Source organism: Streptomyces sp. CAU 1734 (assembly GCF_039888735.1).
GTDB lineage: Bacteria > Actinomycetota > Actinomycetes > Streptomycetales > Streptomycetaceae > Streptomyces.
Map to the genome: position 1 here is coordinate 383,227 of NZ_JBDQQP010000003.1, position 13,058 is coordinate 396,284.

Consider the following 13,058-nt stretch of genomic DNA (forward strand, 5'->3'; position numbering starts at 1 on the left):
TCATGCCATTGCCCGAAGAATCCTCTGGTGTCCCGGCTCCGGTACTGGACCGGCTCGGCGCGGCCGGCTACCGGGCCATGATCGCCGGTGTCCGGCTCGGAGTGTTCACCGCGCTGGAAGCCGGCCCGCTCCCCGCCGACGAGCTGGCCACCGCGGTCGGCGGTGACCCGGCCGGGGTGCGCAGCCTGGTGAACATCCTGGTGACCTTCGGCTATCTGCGGCACGACGAGCACGGCGTCACGATCGCCGCGCAGCCCGGCCCGGAGGACGCCGAACTCTTCTGGCACGAGGTCCTGTTCGAGCACTGGGCCGACATCGAGGACACCATCCGCACCGGCACGCCCCGCCGCGGCTTCTACACCTGGCTGCGCGAGCGCCCCGCCGGCGCGGCCCGCCTGCGCCGGATGCTCGCCGGCTCCGCCGCGGACCTGGCCGACGACATCGCCGCCGCGCTGCCTCCCGCGGCGACCGTCCTGGATATCGGAGGCGGCCACGGCGACCACACCGTCGAGCTGTGCCGCCGCCGCCCGGACGTGCGGGTCACCGTCTTCGACCTGCCCGAGACGATCACGGCCCTGCGCGAGGACGCCCCGCGGGACCGGGTGACGACGCGGGCGGGCGACTACCTCACCGACGACCTGGGTACCGGGCACGATCTGGTGCTGCTCTTCAACGTCCTGCACGGCCACCGCCCCGAGGAATGCCGCGAGCTGTTCCGGCGCGCGGCGAAATCGCTCTCCCCCACGGGAAGCATCGCCATCCTCGACCACGACCGGGAACCAGGGGCCGGGCTGCCCCCGGCCGCGGCCGGATACCTCGCCATGTTCGACCTGACCCTGTGGCAGGGCCACGCCGGCGGCGTGCACCGCTACACCGACCTCGCGGCATGGCTGGGCGAGGCCGGGCTCACCGAGACGCGGGTCGTGCCGCTCGCCGCGTCCCCGCTGGAGAAACTGCTGATCGCCGGCCGGCCGTCGTGACCGCCGATCCGTACCCGGGCTACGCCTGGTTGCGCGAGCACGACCCGGTGTGCCCCGTCGACGACCCGAACGTCCCGGGCCGGACGTGGCTGGTGACCCGGTACGACGACGTCCGCGCCTGCCTGGCCGACCGCCGCCTGGGCAGCCGCGCCCCGGTCAACCCCGACCCGCACTCGCCCGGCCTGTCCAATCTGGACGATCCCGGACACGCCAGGCTGCGCCGGCTCGTCGCCGCGGCGTTCACCCCCGCCGCCGTGTCCCGCCTGCGCGAACGCACCGCCCGGACCTGCGCGCACGCCGTCGAGTCATTCGCCGGGCGGGGGCGCGCGGACCTCGTCGCCGAGTACACCCGGCAGATCCCGGTCGCCGTCGTGCACGACCTCCTCGGCATCCCGGAAGCCGAGCGCGCGCCCGCCGCCGATGTGCTGGACATGTGGTATCGCGCGAAGTTCCAGCAGCCGCGTGACGAGGTGAAGCTGGCCGAGATGCTGGCGTACGTCCGGAAACTGGTGGACCGCAAACGATCGCACCCGGGGGACGACCTGCCGACGCGGTTGATCGAGTCGGGCGCGCTGACCGGGGACGAGCTGGAGGTGATGGTCATGACGCTGATCGGCGCCGGTCACATCACCACGATCCAGTTCCTCGGCACCACCGTCCTGCGCCTGCTCGCCCACCCCGGCCGGCGGGCCGCCCTGCTCGGCGGCGGCATCGACTGGTCCCGGGCGGTCAATGAGCTGCTGCGCCTGGACTCGCCGGATCATGTGGCCGAGTACCGGTACGCGAGCGAGGACATGACGATCGCGGACGCCCGTGTGGCGGAGGGCGACGTGGTGCTGCTGTCGCTGGCGTCGGCGAACCACGACCCGAAGCGGTTCCCCGATCCCGGCGTCCTGGACCTCACCCGTGACGCCCGCCCGCACCTGGCGTTCGGCCACGGCGCGCACGCCTGCCTGGGCAGCCATCTGGTGAGGATGCAGACGGAGATCGCGATCACCACGCTGTTCGGCCGTCTGCCGGATCTGGCCCTGGACATCCCGGGCGACGAGATCGACTGGGGTTACGCCCCGACCTTCCGCGGCCCCCGGGCCCTCCCGGTCACCTTCACCCCACGTGAGCCCATGACCCCGGCTCCGCCGGCGGGCGCGACGGATCGCGGGAGGGCGCCCAGGCACCGAGCGGCCTCTGGTCTCGGCTGACGACGCCCTCCGCGCGCCCGGCCCGCCCTGTCCGGGCGACCCGCAGGGCGGATGCCGAGACCGGGATGCGCGGGCCGCCGGGGAGTGCTCGCCGCTGGTGAACGAGGCGAGCGGAGGGCGTTCGCCGTCCGGGCGGCGTGGTTGGTGTGGGCTTCATCCGGCGGAGGGGTCGGCTTCGCGCGCAAGGGCGGAGGTTTTGCGCCAACTCGCTTGTTTTTCGCCCGAGTTAATGTGCGACGATCTTATGTTCAAGGGGTTCACAGGAGGCCCACAGCGGGCTCACAGCCGATGTCGGCGCTTCACCGTTCCCTTTCCGCTTCCGCGGTCTGCCCAGGAGGTCCGATTGCGACCCAGACGTATCCCCGCTCTCCCCCGAGCGTTACACCGTTCCCCTCTGCTCATCGCCTTTGCCCTCGCCTCGTTGCTCGTCGGGGCCACGCCATGGCTCGGCGTGGCGAGTACCGGCCCCGACGGGGCAGCGCTCCGGCCGGCGTCCGCATCAGTCGGCCGGCAGGTGGCGAAGGCGTCGCCGCACCACGCCGTGGCCCCGGCGAACGCCATGGAGCCCGCGGCTCCGCTGCTCGACCGGACCGGATGGACCGTCACGGCGAGCGATGAGGAGACCGCCGCCGAGAACGGCCGCGCGGCCAATGTCCTCGACGGCAACGCGGCCACCATCTGGCACAGCAGGTATGCAGGCACGGCGGCCCCGCTGCCGCACAGCATCACCATCGACATGAACCGCACGGCGGTCGTCTCCGGCCTCGTCTACCTGCCCCGCAACGACGGCCCCAACGGGCGCGTCGGCGAGTACAGCATCAGCATGAGCGCGGACGGGCAGAGCTGGGGCAGTCCCGTCGCCACCGGCACCCTCGCGGACGACGCCGCCGCCAAGACCCTCGGATTCGCCCCGACGGGCGCCCGGTTCGTCCGCCTCACCGCCGTCACCGAGGCCGGCAACCGCGGCCCGTGGAGCACCGCCGCCGAGCTCAACCTGCTCGGCGACCCGGGAACCCCGGCCGCCACCGTCGACCTGCCCCGCACCGGATGGACGGCCACGGCGAGCGATGAGGAGACCGCCGCCGAGAACGGCCGCGCGGCCAATGTCCTCGACGGCAACGCGGCCACCATCTGGCACAGCAGGTATGCAGGCACGGCGGCCCCGCTGCCGCACAGCATCACCATCGACATGAACCGCACGGCGGCCGTATCCGCCCTCGTCTACCAGCCCCGCAACGACGGCCCCAACGGGCGCGCGGGCGCGTACACCGTCACCACCAGCACCAACGGGACCACCTTCGGCACCCCGGTCGCGGCGGGCACCTGGCGCGACGACGACACCGTCAAGACCGCCACCTTCACCGGCACCGCGACCGCCCGCTACATACGCCTGACCGTGACCGGCGAGGCCGGCAGCCGCGGGCCCTGGACCACGGCCGCCGAGATACGCCTGAGCGGACCGGCCAACCCGGCCACCCACGGCGCCTGGGACCGGGTCACCGGATTCCCCCTCGTACCGGTGGCCACCGCCGTCCTGCCCGGCGACAAACTCCTGGCCTGGTCGGCGTACGCGGTCGACCGCTTCGGCGGCAGCAACGGCTACACCCAGACCGCGATCCTCGACCTGAAGACGGGCAAGGTCACCCAGCGCCGCGTCGACAACACCGGCCACGACATGTTCTGCCCGGGCATCGCGATGCTCGCCGACGGCCGGGTCCTGGTCACCGGCGGCAGCAACGCGGAGAAGGCCAGCATCTACAACCCGGCCACCGACACCTGGTCCACGACCAGCAACATGAACATCGCCCGCGGCTACCAGTCGATGACCCTGCTCTCCACCGGCGAGGCCTTCGTCCTCGGCGGGTCCTGGAGCGGACTCCCGGGTGACAAGGCCGGCGAGGTCTGGTCCCCGAACACCTCCGCCTGGCGCAAGCTCCCCGGCGTCCCGGCCACTTCGGCCATGACCGCCGACCCGGCCGGCCCCTACCGCGCCGACAACCACATGTGGCTGTACGCCACTTCGGGCGGAAAGGTGCTCCAACTCGGCCCGAGCAAGCAGATGAACTGGATCACCACCGCCGGGAACGGCAGCGTCACCCCGGCCGGCAACCGCGCCGACAGCCAGGACGCCATGACCGGCAACGCCGTCGCGTACGACATCGGCAAACTGCTCACCCTGGGCGGCTCGCCCGCGTACGACAACGTGCCCGCCACCCGGCGCGCGTACACCGTGAGCGTCAACGGCAACCAGGTCCAGGCCGCGCGTACGGGCGACATGGACCAGGCCCGCGCCTTCGCCAACAGCGTCGTCATGCCCGACGGCAAGGTCGCCGTCTTCGGCGGCCAGTCGTACCCCGTGCCGTTCAGCGACGCCACCTCCGTGCTGACCCCCGAACTGTGGGACCCGGCCACCGGCAGGTTCACCCCGCTCGCCACCATGGCCATCCCGCGGAACTACCACAGCGTGGCGAACCTGCTGCCCGACGGCCGGATCTTCACCGGCGGCGGCGGCCTCTGCGGCGACTGCGCCACCAACCACGCCGACGGAGCCGTGTTCACCCCGCCGTACCTGCTCAACGCGGACGGCTCACCCAAACCGCGTCCCGCCATCACCGGCGGCGTACCGTCCCAGGCCCCCGCGGGCACCTCGCTCACGGTCACCACCGGCGGGCCGGTGGCCTCCTTCGTGCTGATGCGGGCGGCGGCCGCGACCCACTCCACCGACAACGACCAGCGGCGCGTCCCCCTGACCTCCACCCCCGCGGGCGCCAACACCCATACGGTCTCCATCCCGGCCGACAGGGGCGTCGTCCTCCCCGGCACCTACATGCTCTTCGCCCTCAACGCCCAAGGAGTTCCCAGCACCGCCCGCTTCATCACCATCCCCTGATCCCCACCACCCCCGACCACCACCTGAAACCCCTCGCCCCGCCCCGGCACCGGGGCGGGGCGAGGGCGAGCCCACCCCCGCGCGCGCGGGGACCAGGGTCCGGGTCACCGGGGCGGGGAGGCACGGGACCACCGTTGTCCCGCGACGGTGGTCCCGTGCCTCCCTCCCGGCAGCGTCCACCGACCGACCGACCGGCTGGCTGGCCGACCGGCCGGGCCGGCCCGGCACACCGCGCGAGGGATGATGGGGATGGAATGACGGAACGCGAGGTCAGGAGCTTCCATGGCGAACCCGGTTCACCGGCCCCGTGAGGACGCGGAGTTCGATTTCATCCTCGGGATGAGCGGATTCCCGGTCCTCGCGTACTTCACCGGGACATGGCCCAAGGCGATCGAGCCCTGCCGGGCGATGGACCTCGTCGTGGGTGCCATCGCCGACGAGTACACGGGCCGCCTGACGGCCGTCCGCGCCGACATCACGCGTTGTCCGGCCGCGACCGAGCGCTACGGAATCACCGGGGCCCCGTCCTGCGTCCTGCTGAAGGGGGGAGAGGTGGTCTCGCACGACACGGGGCCCATGACCGGCACCGAGCTGCGGATGTTCCTGGACGGCCACCTCTGAGCGGCCGCTGCGGCTGCGCGAGCCGCGCTTCCCGGGACACCCCGGGGGCTGAGGCGCTTCGTGTGAGAGCCGTACGCCGGGTCCTCGCGGACACCGGTTCACCGCGTCCGGCGCGCGGGCTCGTCGCAGGAGTCCGCGGGGGAACGGCCGCGGTCGGCGTGAGCCCTGGAAAACCTGGGGAACGGTGCCCGGGAACGCGACTCGTTGTAGAGTGAAGAAACCGCACTTGACCTGCGTATATGCAGGCAGGGAGCCTATCTCCGGGAGTACCGACATGCTGCGCACCATGTTCAAGTCCAAGATCCACCGGGCCACCGTGACCCACGCCGATCTGCACTACGTCGGCTCCGTCACCGTGGACGCGGACCTGATGGAAGCGGCCGATCTGCTCCCCGGCGAGCTGGTGCACATCGTGGACATCACCAATGGCGCACGCCTGGAGACCTATGTCATCGAGGGCGAGCGCGGCTCCGGTGTCATCGGCGTCAACGGCGCCGCCGCCCACCTCGTGCACCCCGGCGATCTGGTGATCCTGATCAGCTACGCCCAGGTGGACGATGCCGAGGCGCGTGCGCTGGTGCCCGCCGTGGTGCATGTCGACGCCGGAAACAAGATCATTGAGCTGGGCTCGGACACCTCCGCGCCCGTGCCGGGGGGCGACACCCGGCGCAGTCCGCACGCCGTGGTCTGACCGCGCGCCGCACACCCGAGGAGCTGCCGTCATGCGAGACATCTCGGCGTTCGACATCCGCGACAACCGCCCGAAGGGCCTTCTGGAGGCCTACGAGGACGGCGCGGTCACCGGGCGCATCGCCTACTTCACCCTGGACGCCGACCCTGCCGCCCTGGTCGCCGTGCACACCGTGGTCGAGCGGGAACACGAGGGCAAGGGCATCGCCGGAGCGCTGGTGCGCGAGTTCTACGCGATGGCGGGCCGCGAGGGTGTCCCCGTCGTCCCGCTCTGCCCGTACGCGGCGAAGTGGGCGGAGCGTCATCCGGAGGAGGCGCCCGCCGCCCCCGAAGCGCTGGTCACGGCCGCCAAGGAGGAGCTGAGGGCCAACCCCCGCCTCTGGTGAGGGTGAGTGTGCCCGGGGGAGTGCCCCGCCGCCGTACGCCCTCTTCCCGCCGTGCGGCGGTGTGACGCCCGCCCCGAGCCCGCCCGATCCGAACGGAAGACCGGGGTTCTCCCTGCCATGATCGCTCTGCTGCACACCTCGCCCGTCCATGTCCCGGTCTTCGACGCCCTGCGCGACCGGGACCACCCGGGTGTCGAGCTCCGTCATCTCGTTCACGAGGCGCTGCTGGACCGGGCCGCCGCCGAGGGGCCGGGGGCGGTGGCCGGTGAGGTGGCGGCCGTGGTCGCGGGGGCGGTGGCCGAAGGGGCCGCCGCGGTGCTCTGCACCTGTTCCACCCTGGGCGCCGTCGCCGAGGCGAGTGCGGCGGAGCTCGGTATTCCGGTACTGCGGGTCGACCGGCCGATGGCCGCGGCGGCGGCACGGGCGGGCCGGGTGGTGGTGATCGCCACCCAGGAGGCCACCCTGGCGCCGACCACCGAGCTGATCCGCGCGGAGGGCGGCTCCGGGGTGCGCACGATTCTGGTCGCCGGGGCCTGGGAGCTGTTCCGGGCCGGTGACCGGGAGGGGTATCTCGACGCGGTGGCCGGTGCCGTGGACGCCGTCCGCGGGGCCGATGTGATCGTGCTGGCCCAGGCGTCGATGGCGGACGCGGCGGACCGGGCGGCGACCTCCGTCCCGGTGCTCTCCAGCCCTGGTCCCGGCCTCCGGGCCGCCGTGGAGGCGGGTGCTCGCGGGCGGTGACACGCCGGCTCCGGGCGGTCGTCCCGGCGGGCCGGGAGCCCGGGACCGCCGGCGGACGGTTCGCGGGAGGCGTGGACCGGACGCGCGCGGGAACCCGGACGGAGAGAGAGTGGAAAGGCACGTCCCCGAGACACCGAAAGGCCCGGCATGACCCAGCCGACCCCCGTACAGCCCACTCCGGTTCCCCCTCCCGGACCCCCGGTCCCGCCGCCGGGGCCGCTGCCGGGCCCGGTGCCCGTGCCGCCCCCGCCGCCCGGGCCCACCCCGGATCCCGTGCCGAGTCCGCCCGCGCCGGGCCCCGAGCCCTCCCCCGAGCCGGAGCCCGCCCCCGGACCGGTCTGATCCCGAGGCGGGCGCGGACCGCCGTGAGCCCGCCTCGGGAAGTGGGGCGCGGTCGCGGTGTGCGCCCCCTCATCCGGGACGAATCGGGAGCATTCGAATCCGGCAGATCATCCCTGAACGGGACAATGATCGTGACGGCGGGGCCAGTTGCCCCGCCGGCTCCCCTTCCCCCTCTGCCTCAGTGCGCCTGGATTGAGCCCTTGTCACAGTCCAATTCGAACACCTAGGTTGACGGATCGGACGTGACCTTTTCGTCATTTGGCGTATCTGTTTCAGTGGGGGTCTTCTATGGCCGCAACCGGTCGGCACCGCAAGTACCAGCCGAGCCGATTCAACCGTGCCTCGCTCACGCTCACCGCGGGCGGTGCGGGGATGGCCCTGCCGCTCATCGGCGCGGGCAGCGCCCACGCGGCATCGGTGGACGTCTGGGAGAAGGTCGCGGCGTGTGAGTCCACCAGCCAGTGGAAGATCAATACCGGTAACGGCTACTACGGCGGGCTCCAGTTCAGCCAGTCCACCTGGGAGGCGTACGGCGGGCGCGAGTACGCCCCGCGCGCCGATCTGGCCAGCAAGGACCAGCAGATCCTCATCGCCGAGCGGGTGCTGAAGGGACAGGGCCCCGGAGCGTGGCCCAACTGCTCGGTGCGCGCCGGGCTGACCCGCGGCGGCGATTCCCCCGACATCTCGCCGGGAGCCAAGGCGGAATCCGGCCGCGAGGACGGCGGCATCCGGGCCGAGCGCAAGCAGGCGTCCGGCCGGGCCGGCACCGAGAAGCGGACGGCGCCGCAGCCGAAGAAGCAGCAGCCGGCCTCCCCGACCACGGTCCCCACCCAGCGCGACGGCTACACCGTGGCCCGGGGCGACTCGCTCTCGGGAATCGCGGACGACAAGGATCTGCGGGGCGGCTGGCAGCAGCTCTACGAGCAGAACCGCACGGTGATCGGATCCGACCCCGATCTGATCCACCCGGGCCAGAAGCTGGTCATCCGGATGCAGGCCCCCAAGCAGCCCCCGGCGGAGGGGAAGCGGGCTCCGGAGAAGGCGAAGCCGCAGGCCCCGAAGAAGCAGATCCCCCAGAAGCAGGCGCCGAAGAAGCAGGCGCCCAAGGCGAAACCGGCGACCAAGCAGGTCAGCGACAAGGCCCCGGCCCGCACCGCGCGCCTCAGCGCCCCGGTCGACGCGGGAACCGGCACCCCGTACCGCAAGGCCGGTTCGTCCTGGTCCAGCGGCTATCACACCGGGGTCGACTTCCCGGTGCCGACCGGTACCTCGGTGAAGTCGGTGGCCTCCGGCCGGGTCGTCTCGGCGGGCTGGGCCGACGCGTACGGCTATCAGGTCGTCATCCGTCACAACGACGGCAAGTACAGCCAGTACGCCCACCTCTCCGCGCTCACCGTGCGCGCGGGCCAGGAGGTCTCCAGCGGCCAGCGGATCGCCCGCTCAGGATCCACCGGCAACAGCTCGGGGCCGCATCTCCACTTCGAGGTCCGGACGGGGCCGGGATACGGGTCGGACATCGACCCCCTGGCCTATCTCCGGTCGGGCGGCGTCTCGCTCTGACACCGGGGCCGCCGGCGGCGACGCGGACTCAGGGGGTGCGGCGGCCGGGAGCACCGCTCCCGGCCGCCGCACCCATGCCCGCGGGTCCTGCCGTCCGCCCCGCGGGGAGCGCAGTTCGGCCGGTGGGTTCTCCTTGGCGCGGATCTCCCTCGCCCGGGCCTCCCGGGCGGTGTTCCCGCCCGCCGGCGGGAACACGCTCTCCTGCCAGGGCTTCTCCGGTATTCGCGGACGCGCGGACCGCGGCCCGGACGGCCGGGGGATCGCCGTGAGCGGGCGCTCGGACATGTGATGAACCCGCACCAGCCGCTCCAGGGGCCGCACGGCCGCCGTCCGGACGACCCCGGCACCCGGGGTCCCGGCGGCGCCCGGCCGTCCCTCCCGGTCTCCCGCTCCGTCCGCCGGCGCGGCGGCCTCCGGGACGCCCGTGCCCGCCGCCGGGGCCCCGGCCGCCCCGTCCGCGCCGGCGCTCGCCTCAGTACCCGAGCTCGCGAGCCGTTCCGACGTCAGCAGGAACAGACCGCCCGCGGCCGCCGCGCCGAAGCACAGGGCCAGCACCGAGCCCGCCACGCCGTAGCGGAAACTCTCGCCGAACATGGTGATTCCCACCGCCGCCGCCACCACCGGATTGATCACGGTGACGGTCGCCAGCGGCGCGGCCAGCCCCGCACCCCGGTAGGACGCCTGCGACAGCAGCAGCCCGCCCAGGGCCAGAACCGCGATCACGATCAGCGTCGGCCACTGGGCCAGCGGCGAGGACCAGTCCCACCCCACCGCGGCCTCCTTGGTGAAGACCGAACCGATTCCGAAGGCCGTGCCCGCGGCCGCGGCCAGCAGCACACTGCGCAGCACCGGCCGGTGAATCGTCTGCGCCACCAGGAAGATCAGCGCCACGGTGCCCAGCGTCGCGGCCGCGAGCACCCCGCGCTGTCCCGTGCCGAGCGAACGCGAACCGGTGTCCCCGGCCAGCGCCAGCAGCCCCGCCAGCCCCGCCGTCGCCTGCAGCGCGCCGCGCCACGCGGCCGCGCCCGCCCGCCGCCCCACGAAGAGCGCGGCCATCGGCAGCGCGAAGACGATGGTGAGCGCGCCCAGCGGCTGGACGACACTGAGCGGGCCATGGGCCAGCGCCACCACGTGCAGCACCGCCCCGACGCCGTTCAGACCGACCGCGAACCACCAGCCGGTGTGGTTCAGCGGTGCGTACGGCCGGGCGGGGGACGACGCGGCGACACGCTCCTGCACGATGGCCCCGGCCGCGTACGCGACCGCGGAGACCAGCGACAGGAGTATGGCCAGCACGAGGGAGCTCATAGAGAACACGATCTCCGGTTTCGGCGTCCGCCGCGTCGTCCTTGAGCAGGCATTCGGACGTACTGCCGACGGAGTACGAGCGTAGGCCAAAAGTCTCACCGGCGACTCCTGAGCAGGTCAGAAGGGGTGTAATGGAGGAAGATCTCTCGGGGGTTTCCCGGAGGCGACCACGTACGGGTGATGGAGAGAGGCTGGAGCGCGTGGATCTGAGCGAGCTGTGCCTGCTGGGCGGCTTCTTCGCCCTGCGCACGCCGGACACATCGGCCGTCGCACCCGCACCGGGGGGCACAGCGGCCCCGGAGCTCCCGGGCGGCGCCCGCACCGGCACCCCGCCGCCCGCCGGGGGAGTGCCGCTCGCCCGGGTGTACGCGGGCGACACCGCACCCCTCACCCGCCGTGTCGACATCGTCGCCGCCCGCCACGAACCTCCCGAGCGGCGGGTCGCCGCCTCCATCGCCCAGCTCGGCCTCGCCGCCCGCCTCTGGTCCATCGCACTCGGCGCCGCCGTCCTCCACAGCCGGATACCCGACCTCGACCCCGCCCGCCTCCACTGGTACCCGGACCGCACCACCCCCGACGACCTCTGGCTCAGCCGCGCGGATCCGCTCCCCGCCACCGCCGCCGCCCTCCGCGAGGCCGTCCAGTCCGCCCATCTCGACCCCCTCGCCGACGCCCTGCGCCGCGACACCCGGATCTCCCGGCAGCTCCTGCGCGGCAACTCCGGCTCCGCGCTCGCCGGCGCCGTCCGCCAGATCGAGGAGTGGGCGCGGGGCGCGGGGCGCCCCGACGCCGCCGCCCGCGCCCGCGCGCTGGCCGCCGAGATCTTCACCGGGCCCCCGCTGGCCGGCACCGTCCACGGCCCCCGGATGCGCCGCCGCAGCTGCTGCCTCTACTACCGCGCCCCGCGCGGCGGACTCTGCGGCGACTGCGTCTTCGACCGCCCGCCGTCGCGCACCGGCGGCTGATCCCCACCGGCGGTCTTCCCCCGTGCGCCCCCGTGGGTGACCATCGGGGGGTGAAAGTGGGACTGCTCACTCGCGACTACCCGCCGGACGTCCACGGGGGCGCAGGCGTCCATGTGGAGTTCCTCGCCCGGGAGTTGAGGGAGCTCGCCGATGTCGAGGTGCACTGCTGGGGCGACGGGGAGGCCGAGGGCGTACTGCGCCACCGGCCCGCCCGGGAGCTCGCCGGCGCCGACGACGCCCTGCGCGCCCTCTCGGTGGAGCTCGCGATGGCCGCCGAGGTGAGGGGCCGTGACCTCGTCCACTCCCACACCTGGTACGCCCATCTCGCGGGCCATCTCGCCAAACTCCTCCACGGCATACCGCATGTGGTGACCGCCCACACCCTCCGGCCGGCCGCCCCCGGGTCCGCCGGCGGCCACGCCATCGCCGACTGGGCGCAGCGCACGGCCGTCGAGTCGGCGGATGCCGTCGTCACCGTCTCGCACCGGATGCGGGCGGGCGTCCTCGCCGCGCATCCGGCCGTCGACCCCGCCAGGGTGCGGGTGATCCGCGGCGGCGTCGACACCCTGCTCTACCGGCCCGACCACGGCACGGACGCGCTGGAACGCATCGGACTCGACCCGGAACACCCCTTCGTGCTCTCCGTCGGCCGAACCGGCCACCGCAAGGGGGTCCACCATCTGCTCCGGGCCGCCCGCGCCTTCGACCCGGATGCCCGGCTGGTCCTCTGCACGGGCTCGCACGGCACCCCGGACACCTCCGCCGGCCTGCGGGAACTCGTCACCGAACTGGAGCGGGTGCGTGACGGCGTCCACTGGATCCCCCGGGTGCTGCCGCGCGCCCAGATCATCCAGCTGATGACACACGCCGCGGTATTCGTCTGCCCCTCGGTCCGGGAACCGCTCGGCACCGCCGGTCTGGAGGCGATGGCCTGCGGCACCGCCGTGGTCGCCCCGGCGGCCGGCGGCATCCCGGAGCTGGTGGACGACGGGAGCACCGGACTGCTCGTCCCGTACGACGCCGATCGCCCCGAGGCGTACGAGTCCGGCCTCACCCAGGCCGTCAACCGGGTCCTCGACGACCCTCCGCAGGCCGCCCGCATGGGCGCGGCGGGCCGCCGGAGGGCGGTCCGCGACTTCGGCTGGGACCGGGCCGCGAAGCGGACCCACGCGCTGTACGAGGAACTCCTCGGCCGCGCGTGACCCCGCCGGCGGCGTACACGGTACGGGCCCGGAGCCGTCCGGCCCGGGCCGGCGCTCCGGCCCCGGACTCCGTCGGCCCCGGAGCGCTGGCCCGGCAGCCGGACGGCCGCCCCCTGCGGTCTGCCGAGCCCGCGCCGCCGCCCCCCGCCCCGCGACCCGGCGTGGTGTTCGCCA

General features: G+C 73.6%; 11 protein-coding genes. 10 read left to right on the plus strand and 1 reads right to left on the minus strand.

Translation table 11 applies throughout. The annotated features are described in order from the left end of the window. Window positions 1-2: 2 nt before the first annotated feature. The 8 genes from AAFN69_RS07790 (at window position 3) to AAFN69_RS07825 (ending at window position 9,409) form a co-directional block, all read left to right on the plus strand. Window positions 3-980 carry a class I SAM-dependent methyltransferase gene (locus tag AAFN69_RS07790; RefSeq protein ID WP_347727582.1) on the plus strand — a complete coding sequence of 326 codons (978 nt, stop codon included), beginning with the start codon at window positions 3-5 and terminating at the stop codon, window positions 978-980. Next, on the plus strand, window positions 977-2,179 hold the full coding sequence (locus AAFN69_RS07795) for a cytochrome P450 (RefSeq protein ID WP_347727583.1): 1,203 nt from the start codon (window positions 977-979) through the stop codon (window positions 2,177-2,179). The genes AAFN69_RS07790 and AAFN69_RS07795 overlap by 4 nt, the downstream gene beginning before the upstream one ends. A 451-nt stretch (window positions 2,180-2,630) precedes the next feature. Continuing rightward, window positions 2,631-5,069: a discoidin domain-containing protein gene (locus AAFN69_RS07800; protein ID WP_347727584.1), complete on the plus strand. Its 2,439-nt coding sequence runs from the start codon at window positions 2,631-2,633 to the stop codon at window positions 5,067-5,069. 282 nt (window positions 5,070-5,351) lie between these two features. After that, entirely contained in the window at window positions 5,352-5,690 is a 339-nt protein-coding gene (locus AAFN69_RS07805) for a thioredoxin domain-containing protein (RefSeq protein WP_347727585.1), read from the plus strand. 274 nt (window positions 5,691-5,964) lie between these two features. Next, window positions 5,965-6,381: an aspartate 1-decarboxylase gene (panD, locus tag AAFN69_RS07810; protein ID WP_347727586.1), complete on the plus strand. Its 417-nt coding sequence runs from the start codon at window positions 5,965-5,967 to the stop codon at window positions 6,379-6,381. 31 nt (window positions 6,382-6,412) lie between these two features. Then, a complete protein-coding gene (locus AAFN69_RS07815) occupies window positions 6,413-6,766 on the plus strand; it encodes a GNAT family N-acetyltransferase (RefSeq protein WP_347727587.1) in 354 nt (117 codons plus the stop codon). Between the two features lie 117 nt (window positions 6,767-6,883). After that, complete coding sequence (locus AAFN69_RS07820; RefSeq protein WP_347727588.1) at window positions 6,884-7,507, plus strand: aspartate/glutamate racemase family protein; 624 nt, start codon at window positions 6,884-6,886, stop codon at window positions 7,505-7,507. Window positions 7,508-8,137: 630 nt separating this feature from the next. Further along, window positions 8,138-9,409, plus strand: a complete 1,272-nt coding sequence (locus tag AAFN69_RS07825) for a transglycosylase family protein (RefSeq protein ID WP_347727589.1) — start codon at window positions 8,138-8,140, stop codon at window positions 9,407-9,409. On the opposite strand, the gene AAFN69_RS07830 is transcribed toward AAFN69_RS07825, so the two are convergent. Then, complete coding sequence (locus AAFN69_RS07830) at window positions 9,290-10,717, minus strand: DMT family transporter (RefSeq protein ID WP_347727590.1); 1,428 nt, start codon at window positions 10,715-10,717, stop codon at window positions 9,290-9,292. The two genes, AAFN69_RS07825 and AAFN69_RS07830, sit on opposite strands and share 120 nt — an antisense overlap. 200 nt (window positions 10,718-10,917) lie before the next feature. Here AAFN69_RS07830 and AAFN69_RS07835 point away from each other — a divergent pair, with 200 nt between their 5' ends. Continuing rightward, entirely contained in the window at window positions 10,918-11,682 is a 765-nt protein-coding gene (locus tag AAFN69_RS07835) for a (2Fe-2S)-binding protein (protein WP_347727591.1), read from the plus strand. A 50-nt stretch (window positions 11,683-11,732) separates the two neighbouring features. After that, window positions 11,733-12,884 (plus strand): glycogen synthase, encoded by a 1,152-nt coding sequence (glgA, locus tag AAFN69_RS07840; RefSeq protein ID WP_347727592.1) that lies wholly within the window; start codon window positions 11,733-11,735, stop codon window positions 12,882-12,884. Window positions 12,885-13,058 lie beyond the last annotated feature (174 nt).